This window comes from Mycobacterium decipiens, from assembly GCF_963853665.1.
Taxonomy (GTDB): Bacteria; Actinomycetota; Actinomycetes; order Mycobacteriales; family Mycobacteriaceae; genus Mycobacterium; species Mycobacterium decipiens.
Window position 1 is genome coordinate 2,732,391 of the sequence record NZ_OY970459.1, and the last position, 18,704, is coordinate 2,751,094.

The 18,704-nt window shown below is 66.0% G+C and carries 19 protein-coding genes and 1 pseudogene; 11 read left to right on the plus strand and 9 right to left on the minus strand.

Features of this window, described 5'->3' with window-relative positions; genetic code table 11:
* Positions 1–52: 52 nt before the first annotated feature.
* From AADZ55_RS12170 to AADZ55_RS12185, 4 genes are all read left to right on the plus strand, one after another.
* The gene (locus AADZ55_RS12170; protein ID WP_085325983.1) at positions 53–793 is read left to right on the plus strand and encodes a glucose 1-dehydrogenase; all 741 of its coding nucleotides are present in this window, start codon (positions 53–55) and stop codon (positions 791–793) included.
* Between the two features lie 114 nt (positions 794–907).
* The gene (locus AADZ55_RS12175) at positions 908–1,447 is read left to right on the plus strand and encodes a GNAT family N-acetyltransferase (protein WP_085325982.1); all 540 of its coding nucleotides are present in this window, start codon (positions 908–910) and stop codon (positions 1,445–1,447) included.
* Between the two features lie 128 nt (positions 1,448–1,575).
* On the plus strand, positions 1,576–3,507 hold the full coding sequence (locus AADZ55_RS12180; RefSeq protein WP_085325980.1) for a flavin-containing monooxygenase: 1,932 nt from the start codon (positions 1,576–1,578) through the stop codon (positions 3,505–3,507).
* 10 nt (positions 3,508–3,517) lie between these two features.
* Complete coding sequence (locus AADZ55_RS12185; protein ID WP_119185023.1) at positions 3,518–4,543, plus strand: alcohol dehydrogenase family protein; 1,026 nt, start codon at positions 3,518–3,520, stop codon at positions 4,541–4,543.
* Here the strand turns inward: AADZ55_RS12185 and AADZ55_RS12190 are convergent.
* Together AADZ55_RS12190 and dtd are read right to left on the minus strand one after the other, a co-directional pair.
* Positions 4,533–5,444 carry a class I SAM-dependent methyltransferase gene (locus tag AADZ55_RS12190; RefSeq protein ID WP_085326099.1) on the minus strand — a complete coding sequence of 304 codons (912 nt, stop codon included), beginning with the start codon at positions 5,442–5,444 and terminating at the stop codon, positions 4,533–4,535. The two genes, AADZ55_RS12185 and AADZ55_RS12190, sit on opposite strands and share 11 nt — an antisense overlap.
* Before the next feature lie 45 nt (positions 5,445–5,489).
* Positions 5,490–5,921, minus strand: coding sequence for a D-aminoacyl-tRNA deacylase (gene dtd / locus AADZ55_RS12195; RefSeq protein ID WP_085325978.1), 432 nt, complete (start codon positions 5,919–5,921; stop codon positions 5,490–5,492).
* 57 nt (positions 5,922–5,978) lie between these two features.
* Between dtd and AADZ55_RS12200 the strand changes: the two genes are divergently transcribed.
* Complete coding sequence (locus AADZ55_RS12200; protein WP_085325976.1) at positions 5,979–6,320, plus strand: MTH1187 family thiamine-binding protein; 342 nt, start codon at positions 5,979–5,981, stop codon at positions 6,318–6,320.
* On the opposite strand, the gene AADZ55_RS12205 is transcribed toward AADZ55_RS12200, so the two are convergent.
* Positions 6,298–6,792, minus strand: coding sequence for a macro domain-containing protein (locus AADZ55_RS12205; RefSeq protein WP_085326095.1), 495 nt, complete (start codon positions 6,790–6,792; stop codon positions 6,298–6,300). The genes AADZ55_RS12200 and AADZ55_RS12205 overlap by 23 nt on opposite strands.
* A gap of 79 nt (positions 6,793–6,871) precedes the next feature.
* Between AADZ55_RS12205 and AADZ55_RS12210 the strand changes: the two genes are divergently transcribed.
* Positions 6,872–7,180 (plus strand): hypothetical protein, encoded by a 309-nt coding sequence (locus tag AADZ55_RS12210; RefSeq protein ID WP_207569117.1) that lies wholly within the window; start codon positions 6,872–6,874, stop codon positions 7,178–7,180.
* Here the strand turns inward: AADZ55_RS12210 and AADZ55_RS12215 are convergent.
* Complete coding sequence (locus tag AADZ55_RS12215; protein ID WP_085325974.1) at positions 7,177–8,541, minus strand: adenylate/guanylate cyclase domain-containing protein; 1,365 nt, start codon at positions 8,539–8,541, stop codon at positions 7,177–7,179. The two genes, AADZ55_RS12210 and AADZ55_RS12215, sit on opposite strands and share 4 nt — an antisense overlap.
* Before the next feature lie 28 nt (positions 8,542–8,569).
* Between AADZ55_RS12215 and AADZ55_RS12220 the strand changes: the two genes are divergently transcribed.
* From AADZ55_RS12220 to AADZ55_RS12240, 5 genes and pseudogenes are all read left to right on the plus strand, one after another.
* Positions 8,570–9,862, plus strand: coding sequence for a competence/damage-inducible protein A (locus AADZ55_RS12220; RefSeq protein WP_085325972.1), 1,293 nt, complete (start codon positions 8,570–8,572; stop codon positions 9,860–9,862).
* A 180-nt stretch (positions 9,863–10,042) separates the two neighbouring features.
* On the plus strand, positions 10,043–11,647 hold the full coding sequence (locus tag AADZ55_RS12225; RefSeq protein WP_341286189.1) for a PE family protein: 1,605 nt from the start codon (positions 10,043–10,045) through the stop codon (positions 11,645–11,647).
* Positions 11,648–11,691: 44 nt separating this feature from the next.
* A pseudogene (locus tag AADZ55_RS12230) lies at positions 11,692–12,284 on the plus strand (amidohydrolase family protein).
* A 33-nt stretch (positions 12,285–12,317) separates the two neighbouring features.
* Positions 12,318–12,719, plus strand: a complete 402-nt coding sequence (locus AADZ55_RS12235; protein ID WP_085327408.1) for a phage holin family protein — start codon at positions 12,318–12,320, stop codon at positions 12,717–12,719.
* 354 nt (positions 12,720–13,073) lie between these two features.
* The gene (locus tag AADZ55_RS12240) at positions 13,074–13,505 is read left to right on the plus strand and encodes an anti-sigma factor antagonist (RefSeq protein ID WP_085327409.1); all 432 of its coding nucleotides are present in this window, start codon (positions 13,074–13,076) and stop codon (positions 13,503–13,505) included.
* Positions 13,506–13,526: 21 nt separating this feature from the next.
* On the opposite strand, the gene AADZ55_RS12245 is transcribed toward AADZ55_RS12240, so the two are convergent.
* The 5 genes from AADZ55_RS12245 to katG form a co-directional block, all read right to left on the minus strand.
* Positions 13,527–14,489, minus strand: a complete 963-nt coding sequence (locus tag AADZ55_RS12245) for an FAD-dependent oxidoreductase (RefSeq protein ID WP_085327410.1) — start codon at positions 14,487–14,489, stop codon at positions 13,527–13,529.
* A 29-nt stretch (positions 14,490–14,518) separates the two neighbouring features.
* Positions 14,519–14,989 (minus strand): hypothetical protein, encoded by a 471-nt coding sequence (locus AADZ55_RS12250; protein ID WP_085327411.1) that lies wholly within the window; start codon positions 14,987–14,989, stop codon positions 14,519–14,521.
* A 38-nt stretch (positions 14,990–15,027) separates the two neighbouring features.
* Positions 15,028–16,053, minus strand: a complete 1,026-nt coding sequence (locus AADZ55_RS12255; RefSeq protein ID WP_085327412.1) for an MBL fold metallo-hydrolase — start codon at positions 16,051–16,053, stop codon at positions 15,028–15,030.
* Positions 16,054–16,098: 45 nt separating this feature from the next.
* The gene (locus AADZ55_RS12260) at positions 16,099–16,320 is read right to left on the minus strand and encodes a DUF4262 domain-containing protein (protein ID WP_242670368.1); all 222 of its coding nucleotides are present in this window, start codon (positions 16,318–16,320) and stop codon (positions 16,099–16,101) included.
* A gap of 146 nt (positions 16,321–16,466) precedes the next feature.
* Positions 16,467–18,680, minus strand: coding sequence for a catalase/peroxidase HPI (gene katG, locus AADZ55_RS12265; protein ID WP_085327413.1), 2,214 nt, complete (start codon positions 18,678–18,680; stop codon positions 16,467–16,469).
* Positions 18,681–18,704 lie beyond the last annotated feature (24 nt).

An 18,704-nucleotide genomic window follows, 5' to 3' on the forward strand; every position in this document is an offset into this window, starting at 1 on the left:
CGAATTTGGAACAGGTTCTAGTGCTGCATCATCCCGAGTAGCCTGACCCGACATGGGACGCGTGGACACGAAAGTCGCACTGATCAGCGGGGCGGCCCGGGGCATGGGGGCCGCTCACGCACGGTTGTTGATCGCGGAGGGCGCCAAGGTGGTGATCGGCGACATCCTCGACGACGAAGGTCAGGCCCTGGCCGATCAGTTGGGCGCCGCCGCGCGCTACGTGCACCTCGACGTGACACAGCCGGCCCAGTGGGCGTCCGCGGTAGCCACGGCGGTGGCGGACTTCGGCAAGCTGAACGTTTTGGTCAACAACGCCGGCATCGTCAACTACGGGCCGCTTAAGACTTTCGACCTGACCAAGTGGCAACAGATTCTCGACGTCAATGTCACCGGCACATTGTTGGGCATTCAGGCCGTGGTCGACCCGATGACCGCCGCCGGCGGCGGCTCGATCATCAACGTCTCCTCCATTGAGGGACTGCGCGGTGCCGCCTGGGTGCATGGCTATGTGACCTCCAAGTGGGCAGTTCGCGGTCTGACCAAGTCCGCGGCGCTGGAATTGGCATCAGACAACATTCGGGTCAACTCGATTCATCCGGGCTTCATCCGCACCCCAATGACCGCCAAACTTCCCCAGGACTTGCTCAACATCCCGCTGGGACGGCCCGGCGAACCACAGGAGGTGTCGACGTTCGTGCTCTTCCTCGCCAGCGATGAATCCTCGTATGCGACCGCGGCCGAATTCGTGATGGATGGCGGCTTGGTGGCCGACGTCTCCCACAAGACCCAGTAGCTCCGCGCGCGCTGCAATCGGTTGCGTAGCGCATTCCGCAGTTGTTCATCGCATGCGTGCTAGGTCGGTTGCCCTGGCCGCGCACGTTGGGCGAGCGCCTGAAAAACTCCATCCATGAAGCAGAGCAGCTTTGCGCGGCCGGCTGCCTCGGAAGATGCGCGCGCTTGCGTTGCGATCTACCGTCCTTATGTCGAACAAACGGCGATCACGTTCGAAACCGAAGTCCCAGACACCCACGAGATGGCTGCGCGCATCGCCGCAGCGCGCGAGACCCACGAATGGCTCGTCCTCGAACAGGGCGGTGAGGTCATCGGCTACGCCTACGCCCACACACTCAATCCCCGATCTGCCTACCAATGGGCGGTGCAGGTCAGTATCTATATTGCGGCCGACCAGCACCGTACCGGTAGCGGCCGCGAACTCTACACACAACTGCTGGGCCGGCTCACCGAACGCGGCTACCGGCGTGCTTACGCTGGCATCACGCAGCCCAACGACGCCAGCAACGCCTTTCACCGATCCTTCGGTTTCCGGCACGTTGGCTTGTTCTCCCGCGTCGGATGGAAAAACGGTGCCTGGCACGACGTCGCATGGATGCAGCTGGATCTGCTCGGTGCCGCCGAACACGATGGCCCGCCCGGCCGAATCAACTAGGGTGCGATCCTGCCGGGCGGACGCCGCGCACCCTCTTGATCCAGCAAGCCGTCACCAGGTAGCGTGGGGCTGGCAATTACGCAACGAGCAGTAGCGTAATTGCCAGTCCACCCGAAAGGATCGGCTCGATGCGCAGCCTTCACGCCGGCCTACCCTTCACCACGTCCACACCGGAAATTGTTGCCGCGCTGCACGACGTCAGCATCCCAACCCTGCTGCTATCGCTAGTGCACGTCACGGGGGATCCCCGTTTCATCCGCGAGTTCAAGCCCATGGGCCTATTCCTCAACGAAGTCCAGGGATTCATGTCAGAGGAAGACAAGGCACGGGCCCGCGCCGAGGCGCTCCCCGTGATCGCCGACTATCGAGACCGCGGCTGCCCCGAGCCACAGCCGCTACGTATCGAACTGATCAGGGAAATGATGGACTGGGCCGCATGCGAGCACGTTCCCGACGACTATCTACCCCTGCTCTTGGAAGAGATGGACCTCGACGGGGTCGACCCCCGTCGCCCGGCCGCCCTGCCCCGCCAGAGCGCGGCAGAAATCCCGGTTGTGGTGATCGGATGCGGCGAATCGGGAATCTTGGCCGGAATCCGCCTCCAACAGGCCAACATCCCCTTCACCATCGTGGAGAAGAACGCCGGCCCCGGCGGAACATGGTGGGAGAATAGCTATCCTGGCGCCCGTGTCGATGTGGCAAACCATTTCTATTGCTACAGTTTCGAACCCAACAACGACTGGACTCACTTCTTCGCTGAACAATCGGAGCTGCAGGACTACTTCACCCAGGTGCTGAACAAGCACGCCCTGACCGAGCGGGTGCGGTGGAACACCGAGGTTGTGTCGCTCGAATGGAGCGACGACGAGGGCGTGTGGAGCATTTCCCTGCGTTCGGCCGACGGCCAGACGAGCACGGTGTACGCGCGGGCCGTCATCACAGCGGTCGGTCAGCTAAATCGACCGCATATCCCCGAATTCGACGGCATGGACACCTTCGAGGGGCCGTCGTTTCATTCCGCTGCCTGGGACCACTCCCTCGACCTCACCGGCAAGCGTGTCGCCCTGGTCGGGGCCGGCGCCAGCGGCTTTCAGATCGCACCCGCGGTTGCTCCGGATGTCGAACACCTCACCGTGTTCCAGCGCACTGCCCAATGGATGTTCCCGAACACGATGTATCACGAACGAGTCGGAGCAGGCGTGGGCTGGGCGATGCGCCATTTGCCGTGCTATGGAAGGTGGTACCGATTCCTCCTACTATGGCCGGGCGCCGACAAAGGCCTCGACGCCGCACGGGCCGACCCAAACTATGCCGACCAGGACTATGCCGTCAGCGACCTGAACGCGGCCGCGCGAATGATGTTCACCCAGTGGATCAGCAGCCAAGTCCGGGAGGGCGACGAGCTGTTGACCCAAGTGATGCCCGACTATCCCGCTACCGGAAAACGGACGCTGCAGGACAACGGCAGCTGGCTGCAGACCCTGCAACGAAACAACGTCGAACTGGTGCGCACACCGATCCAGCGGATCACGCCTTGCGGCATCGTCACCGAAGACGGCGTGGCACACGACGTCGATGTCATCGTTTACGCCACCGGGTTCCGGCACACCGATGTGCTATGGCCGCTGAAAGTCATCGGCCGCAACGGAATCGACCTGCACGCCCGGTGGGGAACACGCCCATACGCCTACCTTGGCATCACGGTTCCGGGATTCCCCAACCTGTTCCTTATCTACGGACCCGGCACCCATCTTGCCCACGGCGGCAGCCTGATCTTCCAGTCCGAAGTCCAGATGCGCTACATCAACCAATGCCTGCACCGCATAGCCGAAATGAACCTGCATTCCCTGGAACCGACGGCCGACGCCGCCAGCGAATGGCATCACCGGACGCAGGCCGAAATCAAGAAGATGGTGTGGTCACACCCTGCGGTTAAACATTCCTATTTCAAGAACGCCGATGGGGAGATCCATACGGTCAGCCCGTGGCGCCTCCACGAGTACTGGGCGGCGGTACGCGAGCCCGACTGGTCTCAATTCGTTCTGCGACAAGGAAAGTGAGTACGTCAATATGCGCGCGGTAGTCATCGACGGGCCCGGAAGTATCCGGGTGGACACCCGACCCGATCCGGAACTTCCCGGACCCGACGGGGTGATTGTCGCGGTGACCGCCGCCGGCATCTGCGGTTCCGACCTGCATTTCTACGAAGGTGAATATCCGTTGGCTGAGTCCGTGGCCCTCGGGCACGAGGCGATCGGCACCATCGTCGAGGCCGGGCCCCAGGTGCGCACCGTCGCGGTTGGCGACCTGGTGATGGTTTCTTCGGTGGCCGGTTGCGGTGCCTGCCCGGGATGCGAAACCGACGATCCGGTTATGTGCTTCTCCGGCCCGAAGATCTTCGGCTCCGGCACGCTCGGCGGCGCGCAGGCCGATCTGCTCGCCGTTCCGGCCGCCAACTTCCAGGTGCTCAAGATCCCCGATGCGATCAGCACCGAGCAGGCGCTGCTGCTCACCGACAACCTCGCGACCGGGTGGGCCGCGGCCCAGCGCGCCGACGTTTCGTTCGGCTCTACGGTGGCGGTCATCGGCCTGGGAGCGGTCGGCCTATGCGCGATCCGCAGTGCGTATACCCAAGGTGCTGCAACAGTTTTCGCGGTTGACCGGGTAGCCGGTCGCCTACAGCGTGCGGCGAACTGGGGCGCCACGCCGATCACCTCGCCGGCGGCCGAGGCGATTGTCGCCGCTACAGGCGGCCGCGGCGCCGACTCGGTGATTGACGCCGTCGGCACCGACGCCTCGCTGACCGACGCGCTGAACGCGGTCCGGCCGGGCGGCACCGTTTCAGTCGTCGGAGTACACGATCTGCGGCCGTTTCCCCTGCCCGCGCTGGCGTGCCTGTTGCGCAGCATCACGCTGCGAATGACCATGGCACCGGTACAGCGGACCTGGCCGGAATTGATCCCGCTGCTGCAGGCGGGCCGGCTCGATGTCGACGGAATCTTTACCACGACACTGCCCCTGGACCAAGCCGCCAAAGGCTATGCGACCGCGGGATCACGGTCGGGCGACGACGTCAAGATTCTGCTTACGCCCTGATCGCCGTGATGTACTGGGAGTGCATAAAACCGTCGATCTTGACGTCCACATCCGGGGGCGTCATTCCATAACTGGCCTGCAGCTCGAGCGTGCTGCGAACGGGTTCGACAGCCCATCCGTGCGCAGTTAGCCATTCTGCGGGGTCGGTCTTGTCCTCGTAGGTGAGCGCGGAGAAGTCCACGTCACCGGACATATTGACGCCCGGGTGCGCCGATTCCAGGGCAACGAGCTGCTCGTGGTCCAACCGCGACCCCAAAGCGCCCAAGGCAACTCGGCTGCCGGGCGCACACAGCTCATCGATCCGGGCGAAGAGGCCATGTTGCGCATCGCCGGTCAAGTAGGGCAGTAGTCCCTCGACCGACCAGGCGCTGGGTCGTTGTGGATCGAAACCTGCCGCCTGCAACGGCACGGGCCAGTCGGTGCGCAGATCCGCCGCCACCTCAATCCTATGGGCTTTGGGTTTGGCACCCTGCGCGCCGAGCACCCGCGTCTTGAATTCCAGTACTTTCGGCAGATCGACTTCGAAAACCGTTGTCCCGGAATGCCATTCAAGACGATACGCGCGGGCATCCAGCCCGGCGGCGACTATCACCGCCTGTCGGATACCAGCCTCGCTAGCGGAGGAGAAGAAGTCGTCGAAGAACCGGGTCTGCACGCCGTAGAGCCGGGGGAAAGCGGTCTCGTCCTCAGAGACTCCCGGGTTGGCCAGCAATCCCGTCAGATAGGGGTCGGCTGAAGCGGTGATGAAATTCTTCGCGTATTCGTCCCGGACCAGCGGTGCGGGGCCCATGGCGTGCAGCGCTCGCCAACCCGCCACCAGCAGGGCGGTGTAGCCCACACTGCTGACGATGTCCCATTTGTCGTCGTCGGAGCGAAGCGATCCAAATTCAGGTGTAGTCATGGCCATTCCTCCCAATACGACGCGAACCTACCCGCAGCGAGACCGTCAGACTTCCAGCATTACGGTCACCGGACCGTCGTTGACCAGTTCGACCTGCATGTGGGCACCGAACACGCCTGCTTCCACGTGCGCGCCGAGCCCTCGCAACGCCGCCGCGAACGCCGCTACCAGCGGCTCAGCCACCGCGCCCGGCGCCGCGGCGTTCCACGACGGCCGCCGGCCCTTCGCTGTGTCGGCGTAGAGGGTGAACTGGCTGACCACCAGGATCGGCGCCTTCAGCTCGGAAGCGGATTTCTCGTCCGCGAGAATGCGCAGATTCCATAGCTTTTCCGCGAGCCGCTGTGCCGCGTCCGCATCGTCGCTGTGGGTGACGCCGACGAACGCGAGCAGGCCCTGCCCGTCCGGCCGGACGGCGCCGACCACCCGGCCATCGACCGTCACCGCCGCCGATGAGACCCGCTGCACCAGAACTCGCATGAGGCTCGATGCTGCCAGGCCGGCCGTATGGGTCACGGGGCTGGGTAGGCTCGTCGTGTGTCTGTCCTGGTCGCGTTCTCCGTCACCCCCCTGGGTGTGGGGGAGGGCGTCGGCGAAATAGTCGCCGAAGCGATTCGCGTAGTTCGTAACTCCGGGTTACCCAACAAGACGGATTCCATGTTCACCGTGATCGAAGGCGATAGCTGGGAAGAAGTGATGGCCGTGGTGCAGCGCGCGGTCGAGGCCGTGGCCGCTCATGCACCCCGGGTTAGCGCGGTCATCAAGGCGGACTGGCGTCCCGGGGTCGCCGACGCGATGACGCAGAAGGTCGCTTCGGTCGAACGCTATCTGGCCAAGCCGGCGGTCGATCAGCCTGCTACTCCTGCACGGCCGCACTAAACACCCGTTCGGCCGCATCCCCATGGACCGCAAACACCACCCGCTGCAGCGAGCCCGGCCGGTGCCGTCGAACGACGTCGACCATGAGCCGCGCCGCTTCCTCGATCGGGAAGCCACCGACGCCGGTGCCGAACGCCACCAACGCCAGCGAACGGCAACCAAGCTCATCGGCCTTGCGCAGCGTCGAGCCGGTGGCGCGGACGATGATCTCCGGCGAGGTCGGGCCGCCAAGCTCCATCGTCGCCGCGTGGATCACGTAGCGCGCCGGCATGTCACCCGCCGTGGTCTCGACCGCCTCGCCAAGCCCGATCGGCGCCTTCTCGTTCGACTCCCGCTGCACGCCCGGTCCGCCGGCACGCGAGATCGCTGCGGCGACGCCACCACCGTGCCGAAGCTGTGTGTTGGCCGCGTTGGTGATCGCGTCGACGTCAAGCTTCGTCACGTCAGCCTGTAGTACCTCCAACTCGATCATCGACACATTCTCTCCCGAACCCGTACCGCGCCTAAAGTGGCTGATGCGGGCGATTTGGTGGCGCAAGGGAGGCAGACCGATGATTCACCAGGCTGGCGACGAGTCCAACTTGGACGACGACCGCGCTGACACCACCGCCCCTGGCGGGCCTGGCGGCGCCGGAGGCCGGGGCGGCGCCGGAGGTAGGGGCGGCGCCGGAGGTAAGGGCGGCGCCGGAGGTAAGGGCGGCGCAGGAGGTAGGGGCGGCGCGCCCGGTCTCGGCGGCCAGCCCGGCGAGGGAGGCGAGGGTGGCGCGGGCGGGGCGCCCGGCCCCGGCGGAACCCCCGGTCAGCCCGGTCAGCCCGGTCAGCCTGGCCAGCCCGGTCAGCCTGGCCAGCCCGGTCGCTAGGACCCGCTAGTCGCAGGCTCTCGGACGAGCGCGTACAGGCGCCACCGACCTGGCATTCCTTTGAGTTCGCGTTCCCCGCGTTCGGTGAACCTGTGCCGCGAGCCGGTGACGATATCGCGGACCGTCGAGGACACCAGCACCTCGCTGGCCTCGGCCAGTGCCGCCACCCGCGCACCGATGTGCACCGCCATGCCGGCGACATCAGCGCCGCGCACCTCGACCTCGCCCGCATGAATACCGACCCGGACCTCGATACCCAGCACCCGGACCGCGTCGACGATCTCGTCGGCGCACCCGATCGCGGCACTCGGGCCGGTGAACGTCGCGACGAATCCGTCACCGGCGGTGTTGACTTCGCGACCGCCGAATCGCTGGATTTCGTGGCGCACGATGGCGTCGTGGTTGTCCAGCAGGTCACGCCACCGCCCGTCGCCGAGCGCGGCGGCACGCTGGGTAGAGCCGACGATGTCGGTGAACACGATCGTGGTGAGCACGCGCTCGGTGACGAAGCCACGCACGCCGGTGATGAACTCCTCGACCTCGTCGAGCAACGCCGCGGTATCGCCGACCCAGTACAGGACATCCGCCCCCGGTAGCTCCACCATCCGCGCTCCGGCGATGTGCTCGGCGAGGTAACGACCGTGTCCAACCGGGATGTAGGCCGAACCGGCGCGATGCAGAATTAGCGTTCGAGCCTTGATGCGCCCCAACGCATCTCGTACGTCCGCCTCGGCCATGACCTGCGAGACGGCACGCGCCATACTCGGCGGTCCGGCACGGTTGCCAGCGAGATCCCACCACGCCCGGAACACGTCATCGCGGGCGACACTGGGCGCAACGATGCCGAGCACGTCGAACCCCTGCTCCATGGCATCCGGTTCCAGCGCCACGGTCAGGAATGGGTTAACCCGATGGGCTTTGGCGCCGACCGGATAGTCCGGTGCCCACATCGCACGTGCCGAGCCGTTGACGACGATCAGGCTACGCACCCGCTCGGAGTAGTCGGCGGCAAGAACCAGTCCGTTCATCGCGTGGAAGTTGGGCGCAAAGATCGTCGCCTGCTCGCATCTCACCGCGTCCATCACCGCGATCGCGTCCTCGGCCCAGAACTTCGGCCCCAGCATGGTCATCGAGGCCATCCGTGACGAGAGCCCGACCCCACGGTGGTCGAACCGGATCACCCTGCTGAACGACGCAAGACGGCGATGGAAGCGGTACAGCGAGGGCTCATCATCAATCGAATCGATGGGGACGAATGGCCCCGGCAACACCAGCAGATCCGGCGGACCGTCCCCAAGCACCTGATAGGCGATGTCGATATCGCCGCACCTGGCGTAGCGAGTCCGCGGAGCCTGCGCCACGGCCTCAGGCTAGTTCATGCGTAGGCTCATGGCGATGAGCGCACGCGCGGGCATCGTGGTCACCGGAACCGAAGTCCTGACTGGGCGGGTCCAAGACCGCAACGGCCCGTGGATCGCCGATCGGCTCCTGGAACTCGGAGTCGAGCTGGCGCACGTCACGATCTGCGGCGACCGTCCGGCCGACATCGAGGCGCAGTTGCGATTCATGGCCGAACAGGGCGTGGACCTGATCGTGACCAGCGGCGGCTTGGGGCCGACGGCCGATGACATGACCGTCGAAGTTGTGGCGCGTTTCTGCGGGCGCGAGCTGGTGTTGGACGACGAGGTCGAGATGAGGATCGCCAACATCCTCAGGTCCCTGATGTCGCGCGCCAGTTCCGTTTTTGATCCCGGCACTTTCGACTCGGTGCGAGCCGCCAACCGCAAACAGGCCATGGTCCCCGCCGGGTCGCAGGTGATCGATCCGGTGGGTACTGCGCCAGGTGTCGTTGTTCCCGGCAAGCCAGCGGTGATGGTGCTGCCGGGGCCGCCACGCGAGCTGCAGCCCATGTGGCGCAAGGCAATCGATACCTCAGCGGCTCGGGAGGCGATCGCCGGCCGAGCGATCTACCGGCAGGAAACCATGCGGATGTTCGGGCTGCCCGAGTCGGGTCTGGCCGAGACACTTCGTAGCGCCCAGGCTTCCATCCCAGGCTACGACGCACTCGAAATCACAACCTGCCTGCGGCGTGGGGAGATTGAAATGGTCACCCGCTACGAGCCGGACGCCACGCAGGCGTACACGCAGCTGACGCGGCTGCTGCGCGAGCGACACGGCCCACAGCTCTATTCCGAAAACGGTTCGCGGGTAGACGATCTGGTCGCAGAATTGCTGACCGGCCGTCGGATAGCGACTGCGGAATCCTGCACCGCAGGGATGCTGGCGGCACGGCTCACCGATCGGCCCGGGGCGTCTGAGTACATGGCGGGTGGCGTGGTGGCCTACTCCAACGGGGCGAAAACACAGCTACTCGGCGTCGACCCGGTGTTACTCGAGGCGCACGGGGCGGTTTCCGAGCCGGTCGCCCAAGCAATGGCGACGGGCGCACTGCACCGCTTCGGTGCGGACACCGCCGTCGCGATCACCGGAATCGCCGGTCCGAGCGGGGGAACGGCGGAAAAGCCGGTGGGGACAGTCTGTTTCACCGTCATGCTGGACGATGGCCGGACTGTCACCCGGACCGTGCCGCTACCCGGGAACCGGTCCGACATCCGTGAGCGCTCAACGACGGTGGCGATGCACCTGCTGCGCCGCACGCTGAGCGACCCGGAACCCAGCTAGCTCACGCCACTTTGCCGGCCGGCAACGCACTATTCGCCGTGGCAGCGGCTCGGCAATTTCAACCGGATCTTGCTCATTAACTCAAACACAAAGACCGAGACGTTCTATTTTGAGTATTCAATCTTCTTTGGGTGATATGTCCGGCACTGACCGGGCGGCCTCGATGTGTGGGAGTTTGTGATGGCGTTTGTGATCGCCGCACCTGAGATGGTGCGGACAGCGGCCACCGAGTTGGCGGGGATCGGCTCGGTGGTGAATGAGGCCAATGCGGCCGCGTCGGCTTCGACGACGGTGATCTTGGCCGCCGGCGGTGATCAGGTGTCGGCCGCGATCGCGGCGTTGTTTTCCTGGCACGCCCAGGCTTATCAGCAGCTCAGTGCGCAGGCGGCGGCGTTTCATGCCCAGTTTGTGCAGTCGTTGGCCGCCGGCGCCGGCGCCTATGCCAGCGCCGAAGCCGCTAGTGTTTCGCCGCTGCAAGGCGTGCTTGGCGCGGTCAATGCGCAGTCTGTCGCGTTCTCTGGGCGCCCGTTGATCGGCAACGGCACGAACGGGGCTCCAGGTACGGGGGCTGACGGGGCGCCGGGGGGTTGGTTGCTCGGTAACGGCGGGGCCGGCGGGTCCGGTGCGTCTGGGCAGGACGGCGGAGCCGGCGGTGCTGCGGGGTTGATCGGGCACGGCGGGCATGGTGGGGCCGGCGGGGCCGATAACGCTGGGGCCGGTGGGGCCGGCGGTGCTGGCGGCCCTGGAGGATGGCTGCAGGGGAACGGTGGCAACGGCGGGGCCGGCGGCACAAGTCGTGGCGCCGGAGCCGATGGTGGGGCCGGCGGGGCCGGCGGACCCGGCGGGCTATTCGGCGCGGGCGGCGCCGGGGGTATCGGCGGGGTCAGTGACAATGTCGTCGGCGGTACCGGCGGTGCCGGCGGGGCGGGCGGGCTGTTCGGTTCCGGGGGCGCCGGAGGCGCTGGCGGGCTGGGCGCGGAAACGTCCGCCGTCGGTGGAGCCGGCGGGGTCGGCGGCCGCGCCGGCCTGCTGTCCGGAACCGGCGGCGACGGCGGTGCCGGCGGCTCCGGAGAGACTACCGGCGGTGATGGAGCTACTGCTGGGGCCGGTGGGTTTTTCGGTAACGGCGGGGCCGGCGGGGCTGGCGGGGCCGGCGGGATTGACGGCGGTAACGGTGGGGCCGGCGGCGATGGCGGCGGGCTGTTCGGCGCCGGCGGGGCCGGCGGTGCCGGAGGTAACGGCAGCCCCAACGTCGGCGGAGCTGGCGGGGCCGGCGGAGCTGGAGGGTTGTTCGGTAGCGGCGGGGCCGGCGGGACCGGCGGGGCCGGCAAGAACACTGGCGGCGACGGCGGGGTCGGCGGCCACGCCGGCTTGCTCTACGGCGTCGGTGGTAACGGCGGCGATGGCGGCAGCAGCGGCACTGACGGTGGGTCCGGGGGCGTCGGCGGCAACGCCGGCCTGCTCTTTGGCGCCGGCGGAAACGGCGGCGCCGGCGGGTCCGGTGGGTTCGACGCGGTCGGCAAGGGCGGGGCCGGCGGGACCGGCGGCAGGGCCGGGCTGATCGGCAACGGAGGTGGTGGCGGTGCGGGCGGGGATGCTGTAGCCGTCGTGGGCAGCACCGGCGGTAACGGCGGCGACGGCGGCACCACTTTGCTGATCGGTAACGGCGGTAACGGAGGTAACGGAGGTATAGGCGGCGGTACCCCCGGTTCCGTCGGTACCGCCGGCACTGGCGGCACCGGCGGGCTGCTGATCGGCGTAGACGGGATCAAAGGGCAGCCGTAGTGGTAGCGCTACCGGCGGACGCTTCCCGAGCAAGTTCGGGGTACATGCGAATCATCGACGCCGATGGACACGTCGCCGAGAACCCATCGCTGGCCCTCGAAGCAGTCAATCGCTGGCCGAACCAGGTGCGGCTCAGCACCGACAGGCGGCCGCGCCTGACAATCGAAGGCCGCAACTACCCGGAGGACCAAGGCCCCGGCGCGGGTTGCCCGCCCGAGCACGGCCTAACCACGGCACCCGATGTCAACTGCTCATCAGCGCCTGGTGAATCCCGAGTTCGCCGCTGCGGGTCGCGTTCCTTGAGGCCGGCGCGGGGTGGGTTCCATTCTTTCTCGATCGCCTGCACGAGCACTACGAGAAGCGGGGGGATTGGATCGAGCGCGGCTGGCGCCGCGATCCGCACGACTACCTGCGGGCGGGCAACATCTGGGTGACCTGTGAGCCCGACGAGTCCATTCTGCCCGGCGTGATCGACGTGCTCGGCGATGACTTCATCATGTTCGCCAGCGACTATCCACATTGGGACGGCGAGTGGCCCGAAAGCACCAAGCAGCTGCGCACCCGCACCGACATCGGCGAAGGATCGCGCGAAAAGATCGGCGGGTTGAATGTGCAGCGCTGCTACGGCCTGGCCTGAAGCGGCTAGGCCGTCACGTGGCAGGATCGGGCAATGGTGCCTTTTCTGGTGCGGGCCGCATTGACCGGGTTCGCATTGTGGGTGGTCACATTTTTCGTCGCCGGGTTGCGGTTTGTGGGCGGCGATACGGCCTTGCAGCGGATCGGCATCATCTTCGTCGTGGGGGTAATTTTCGGTCTGGTCAATGCATTCATCAAACCCATCGTGCAGATCCTGTCGATCCCGCTGTACATCCTGACTCTTGGTCTATTTCACATCGTCGTTAACGCGTTGATGCTCTGGATTACCGCTCGGATCACAGCGAACACCACCCACTGGGGATTGCACATCGAGAACTTCTGGTGGACCGCAATCTGGGCAGCAATCTTGTTGTCGATCGTTAGCTGGATGCTGTCCCTGTTGACTCGCGACTTCCGCCGCGTCACTCGCCCCTAAATCGCCGTCGCCCCAGGGGAGCGACGCCCCACACCGGGCCAGCGCGCCTGCCACCGGGGGCCATCGCATTTGGCAACACGATGTTGCTGGGACCCGCGAGCGACGCGCAGCTGACGGCGTTCACTTTCCTCGATCCACAATCGACGAGCCGAGGGGTCGCTAACCCGAAGCCACAAAATTTGGTGGGACATCCTATGTTGTCAGGGCAAGTTGCACATATGCTTACTAGCACTGCCTGCCAACCTCGTCAAAGACAGGCGCGCTGTCTTCAGCTTGACGACGCTGACCTCCCGCCCTCCAACACGCCGGACCGCAGTACCTAAAACAAAACACGACGACGGGATATTGCAAAAAATGCACACTGTCGCAATCGGATCGTTTGCCGGTCCTTCGAGCACGCGGCCGAGTTCGCAACCCAGTGACCCGCACAGCGGCCTACGCGCGGTTACCGAGTGCACCGGCTCGGCGGTGGTCGTTCACGTCGGCGGCGACATTGACGCCAGTAACGAGGTCGTTTGGCAACGTTTGGTGAGCAAGAGCGCCGCCATTGCCATCGCACCGGGTCCATTCGTCATCGACATTCGTGACCTCGATTTCATGGGGTCGTGTGGGTACGCTGTCTTGGCCCAGGAGTCGGTGCGGTGTCGCCGTCGCGGGGTGAATCTGCGGCTGGTGGGCAGCCAACCGATCGTGGCCCGCACGATTGCCGCCTGCGGACTGCGCCGCTTGTTGCCGATGTATTCGACAGTCGAGGCCGCGTTGTCGCCACCGCCTAGCGGCCATTGAGCGCTTGCCGCTAGGCGGCCGTCATAGTGCGGCGACCAGACGCGCTACCTCACGAGCGCACCCCCACGACAACGTCACTCCGTCGCCCCCGTGACCGTAGTTGTGGATGCACCGCGCTGGCCCAAGCGGCTCGGCCTCCACTCGCACCGACGGCCGATCGGGTCGCAGCCCGGTAATCGTTTCGATCAGCTCGGCCTCGCCGAGCCGTGGCTCGATCCGCTGGCAGTCCCGCAGGATCCGCTCGGTCACCACCGGATCTGGCGTGGTATCCCACCTGCCGGGAATGCTTATGCCCCCGCAGACCACCCGCCGCGGGTGCGGGAAATAGCAGATCCATTCCGTGCAGCTGCTGCGTTCCATAAACAGGTGCCCCAGGCCAGGGTTGGTGAGGACCACGTGCTGGCCGAACATCGGCAGCACCGTCTCATCACCCACCAGCTCGCGGGCGCCGAGACCGGCACAGTTGACCACTATCGGTGCGGCATCGGCCGGCTCCGTCAGCGACCGGACGGGGTGCATCTCGATTTCGCAGCCGGCAGCGGCCAATCGCTGTGTCAGGTAGTCGAGATATTGGGGCATGTCGATCATCGGCATCGTTGCGTGAAACCCGGACTGGAAGCCCGCCGGGATGTCGGCCGCGCCGGCTGTCCGCAGCTCGGGGATGAGCTCGACCTGCAGCGATGCCGCGTCGGCATTGGGCAACTTCCCGACGGTCAGCGCCGGCGTCATGCGCACCCCGGTGGTGGGATCATTGGCCAGGTCGCGAAACTCGTGCAGTGATTGTTCGGTCCACGCGCGTACCTTGGCAACGGGCTCCCTCAGCCGTGGTCCCCAGACCGCACCCGCCACCGCCGAAGTGGTCTGCAGCGGCGGTGCGGCCGCCCACACCCGCACCGGCCACCCCGCCTCTGCCAGGCATACGGCCGACGTCAGCCCGCTGACGCCTGCCCCAATCACGACGACCTGTTGCTCACCTTTTGCCACAGCAGGACCGTAACCGAAGACAGCATGGGTCAGGGCTGGGGCACTCGCCCTCCGGTCGGTCCGAGTAGCCCGTTGAGGATGGCGAGTTCGTTTTGTAGTTGCGCTTCTGCGGCAGGTCCGGGGAGTTCAGCCGGTGCACCACCTTCGCCGCCCGTGTTCTGCCAGGGCTGGCAGCCGTGGGTCTTGAATGCCTTGTCGGTCGCCTCGATCGTTACTACCTGCGGTTTCTTGCTGAGAGCGTTGTCGATGAGCGCGCCATCGGGGTTACCCATCCGCTTCCAATAGCAGGTGCCATCGCCAACGGGCCCAGCGGAGCTGTATGTGCCGGGTGCGATGTCAATCCCCACCGCATAGGTGCCGTCGCTATCCATTGTCGTCTTCGGTCCCGGTGCCGGCTCCGGATCGGCACCGGCGGCGCCCACAGATCCCGCGCAGCCCGCGATGATCAGGCCGGCGACGGCAAATCGTGCGGCAATAGGTGCGGTTGGCTTCACGCGCATAGAACAACAGCCTACTGGGGCCCAGCGGGATCCGGAGCTCACTCGGCCTGGAAACAATAGCGCGTTCCCACCGCGGATTGGCTTATTCGGTCCCCATATGCGCCTGCGAGCGCATGCACGGCGCGCCAGCCCGTGCAGTGTCCGGCGATGATGTGGCGAATCCCGAACGGCGCCAAAGCTTCCACCGTGTCACCGATAATCTCCTCCATCACACCGCCCAGGTGCAAACCGCCCATGACCGCGTGTATCGGGATGTCCGGGAAGCGGCTCGCCACCTCCGTGCACACGTTGACGATGCCGGCGTGCGAACACGCGCTAAAGACGATCAATCCGAGGCCACGCACTTCGGCTACCAGCATTCGCTCGTCCACAAGCGACGGATCGGGTTCCCAGTCTGCGTCGTCGGCCGGCCGGCGAAGGTGGTCCGAGCGACCCGTCTCAAACGGGCACGCCCGGGGAATCTCTCCGCTGTAGTAGAAGTGGTTGTCGAGCAACCACCGTTCGCCGGGATCATTGACCACCAGCGCCCCGTGCGTGCGCATCTGGTCGGGCGTCGGGACTTTCGCGGTCGGGATGACTTGTCCGTTGGCCAGCACCACACCACGTTCGGCGAACATCAGCGGGTTGACGTGAACCGTCACCGAGCCGCCCCGCGCGACGATCGCGTCGATCGCGTCGATCAGGGCACCCATGTGGTCCCAGTGCCCGTGCGTGATCGCGATTTCCTCAATGGTGCCCAGATCAATGTCGAGGTTGCCGCAGTTGCGCAGAAACGCGGCGCCCTCGGTGCCGGTGTCGAACAACATCACGTGCTCAACCGACCTGGCCGTCGACCGGAGCCGCAGGCCATAGCCCAGGTTCGCGACCAGCATGTTCTGGCCCGAAATCACCGCGGCGCCAGCCGCTACCACATTCGCGATCTCGGAGCGCGCGAACGGCGTTTTGGTCACATATGTGTCGCTGACGTTGTCGCTGAGCACGTCGACAACCAACGAATCAAGGGGAACAAGGACTTCGGGTCCGCTGGCCATGTCGACCACCTCCTCGCCCTGCCTGCGCCCCATGCTGTCACTAAAATCGATGTCCGGCAACGCCTTTACGAGCGCAGGTCAGGCTGACCGTCTGGCGGCTCGCATCCCGAGCACCGGCTGCGTGCCGCGACCGTCGTCGAAGTCCGCCGCCGATGGCCAGCGACCACGCCGGTCTGCCCACACCAACTGCAAGGCCGTTACCTTGTCGCCAAAGATTGCGATCGCACAGCACAAATGCGCGTCCGGATGTGTCACCTCGACCGTTTCGACAACAGGGCCGGCAGGGAGGGTGATCCGCATACCGGGAGTCAGCGAGTCACCGAACAGAGCACGCAGGGTCTGACATCAACTCGCGCCGGACAAACACGAGCACCCCGCGAGCGGGTCAGCTCGCGGGGTGCCGCAGCGGGTTGTGGGTGATCGGCGGGTAGCGCCGCTCACCCGAATCAGCGCACGTCGAACCGATCGAGGTTCATCACCTTGGTCCATGCGGCGACGAAGTCCCCTACGAACTTCTGCCGCGCGTCATCGGCACCGTACACCTCGGCGAGCGCCCGCAGCTCCGAATTGGCCCCGAAGACCAGGTCGACGCGGCTGGCGGTCCACTTCACCGCACCGGTTTGGTCCCTGCCTTCATAGGTCCCGTCGTCCGCCGCCGACGGCGCCCACGTCGTGCCCATGTCAAGCAGATTCACGAAGAAATCGTTCGTCAGTGACTCGGGGGCTTGGGTGAACACGCCCAGTGCCGACTGCTGGTAGTTCGCGCCGAGGACTCGCAGGCCACCGACCAGAACCGTCAGCTCAGGTGCACTCAGAGTAAGCAGGTTCGCCTTGTCGAGCAGCATGAACTCGGCCGGCAACGGGTTGGCCTTTCCGAGGTAGTTGCGGAAGCCGTCCGCCTTCGGCTCGAGCACGGCGAAGGACTCCACATCGGTGTGCTCCTGTGTGGCATCCGCTCGGCCCGGGGTGAACGGCACCGTGATGTCCTGCCCGGCCGCCTTTGCCGCTTTCTCGATGGCGGCGCAGCCGCCCAGCACAACGAGATCGGCGAACGATACCTTCGTGTTGCCCGACGCCGAGGAGTTGAACGATTCCTGGATCCGCTCCAGGGTCCGCACCACCTGGGCCAGCTCGTCAGGTTGGTTGACCTCCCACCCGGCTTGCGGCTGCAGGCGGATACGACCGCCGTTGGCACCGCCACGCTTGTCGCTGCCACGGAACGACGACGCCGCCGCCCATGCCGTGGAAACCAGTTGCGAGACAGTCAATCCCGACGCCAAGATCTGGCTCTTCAGCGCTGCGATTTCGGCGGCCCCGACGAGGTCGTGGGTGACGGCCGGGATCGGGTCCTGCCACAGCAGTGTCTCCGACGGGACCAGCGGCCCGAGATAGCGGGCGACCGGCCCCATGTCGCGGTGGATCAGCTTGTACCAGGCCCTGGCGAACTCGTCGGCCAACTCCTGGGGGTGCTCCAGCCAGCGTCGGGTGATCCGCTCATAGATCGGGTCAACCCGCAGCGAGAGGTCGGTGGTCAGCATCGTCGGGGAGCGCTTGGACGACGGGTCGAAGGGGTCGGGGATGGTCCCCGCGCCCGCGCCGTCCTTTGGAACCCACTGATGAGCACCCGCGGGACTCTTCGACAACTCCCACTCGTAGCCGTACAGGATCTCGAGGAAGCTGTTGTCCCACTTCGTCGGCGTGTTCGTCCAGACCACCTCAAGGCCACTGGTGATCGCGTCCTTACCCACCCCGGTACCGAAGGAACTCTTCCAGCCCAGGCCCATCTGCTCCAGCGGAGCGGCCTCGGGCTCCGGGCCGACGAGCTCGGCGTCGCCGGCGCCGTGGGTCTTACCGAAGGTGTGTCCGCCGACGATCAACGCGGCCGTTTCGACGTCGTTCATCGCCATGCGGCCGAATGTCTCGCGGATGTCGACCGCCGCGGCCATTGGGTCAGGGTTGCCATTCGGGCCCTCCGGGTTCACGTAGATCAGCCCCATCTGCACCGCGGCCAGCGGGTTTTCGAGATCCCGCTTGCCGCTGTAACGCTCGTCGCCAAGCCAGGTGGTCTCCTTGCCCCAGTAGACCTCGTCGGGCTCCCACTGGTCGACCCGGCCGAAGCCGAATCCGAACGTCTTGAAACCCATCGATTCCAGCGCGCAATTGCCGGCGAAGACGATCAGGTCGGCCCATGAGAGCTGCTTGCCGTACTTCTTCTTCACCGGCCACAGCAGCCGACGCGCCTTGTCCAGGCTGGCGTTGTCGGGCCAGCTGTTGAGCGGCGCGAACCGCTGCATGCCGGCCCCGGCACCGCCGCGGCCATCGTGGATGCGGTAGGTGCCCGCGGCGTGCCACGCCATTCGGATGAACAACGGCCCGTAGTGGCCGTAGTCGGCGGGCCACCAGGGTTGCGAGGTCGTCATCACCTCCTCGACGTCCCGCGTTAGCGCGTCCACATCGATGGTCGCGACCTCCGCGGCGTAGTCATACGCCGCTCCCATCGGGTCGGCGACGGCGGGGTTCTGATGCAGCATCTTCAGGTTGAGTTGGTTTGGCCACCAGTCACGGTTCCCGCCGCCCTCGACCGGGTACTTCATGACGGGGCAACCGCTGGGCGCGGCTTCGGTGTTGGCCTCGGCAATGGGTGGGTGTTCCTGAGGCATTTCAACATTCCTTCCAGGAGTGGG

What these genes read in the sequence shown, in the direction of transcription:
- AADZ55_RS12170 (WP_085325983.1), top strand. Translation starts at nt 53, where the DNA reads ATGGGACGCGTGGACACGAAAGTCGCACTGATCAGCGGGGCGGCCCGG.
- AADZ55_RS12175 (WP_085325982.1), top strand. Translation starts at nt 908, where the DNA reads ATGAAGCAGAGCAGCTTTGCGCGGCCGGCTGCCTCGGAAGATGCGCGC.
- AADZ55_RS12180 (WP_085325980.1), top strand. Translation starts at nt 1,576, where the DNA reads ATGCGCAGCCTTCACGCCGGCCTACCCTTCACCACGTCCACACCGGAA.
- AADZ55_RS12185 (WP_119185023.1), top strand. Translation starts at nt 3,518, where the DNA reads ATGCGCGCGGTAGTCATCGACGGGCCCGGAAGTATCCGGGTGGACACC.
- AADZ55_RS12190 (WP_085326099.1), bottom strand. Translation starts at nt 5,444, where the DNA reads ATGACTACACCTGAATTTGGATCGCTTCGCTCCGACGACGACAAATGG.
- dtd (WP_085325978.1), bottom strand. Translation starts at nt 5,921, where the DNA reads ATGCGAGTTCTGGTGCAGCGGGTCTCATCGGCGGCGGTGACGGTCGAT.
- AADZ55_RS12205 (WP_085326095.1), bottom strand. Translation starts at nt 6,792, where the DNA reads ATGATCGAGTTGGAGGTACTACAGGCTGACGTGACGAAGCTTGACGTC.
- AADZ55_RS12210 (WP_207569117.1), top strand. Translation starts at nt 6,872, where the DNA reads ATGATTCACCAGGCTGGCGACGAGTCCAACTTGGACGACGACCGCGCT.
- AADZ55_RS12220 (WP_085325972.1), top strand. Translation starts at nt 8,570, where the DNA reads ATGGCGATGAGCGCACGCGCGGGCATCGTGGTCACCGGAACCGAAGTC.
- AADZ55_RS12225 (WP_341286189.1), top strand. Translation starts at nt 10,043, where the DNA reads ATGGCGTTTGTGATCGCCGCACCTGAGATGGTGCGGACAGCGGCCACC.
- AADZ55_RS12235 (WP_085327408.1), top strand. Translation starts at nt 12,318, where the DNA reads ATGGTGCCTTTTCTGGTGCGGGCCGCATTGACCGGGTTCGCATTGTGG.
- AADZ55_RS12240 (WP_085327409.1), top strand. Translation starts at nt 13,074, where the DNA reads ATGCACACTGTCGCAATCGGATCGTTTGCCGGTCCTTCGAGCACGCGG.
- AADZ55_RS12250 (WP_085327411.1), bottom strand. Translation starts at nt 14,989, where the DNA reads ATGCGCGTGAAGCCAACCGCACCTATTGCCGCACGATTTGCCGTCGCC.
- AADZ55_RS12255 (WP_085327412.1), bottom strand. Translation starts at nt 16,053, where the DNA reads ATGGGGCGCAGGCAGGGCGAGGAGGTGGTCGACATGGCCAGCGGACCC.
- AADZ55_RS12260 (WP_242670368.1), bottom strand. Translation starts at nt 16,320, where the DNA reads ATGCGGATCACCCTCCCTGCCGGCCCTGTTGTCGAAACGGTCGAGGTG.
- katG (WP_085327413.1), bottom strand. Translation starts at nt 18,680, where the DNA reads ATGCCTCAGGAACACCCACCCATTGCCGAGGCCAACACCGAAGCCGCG.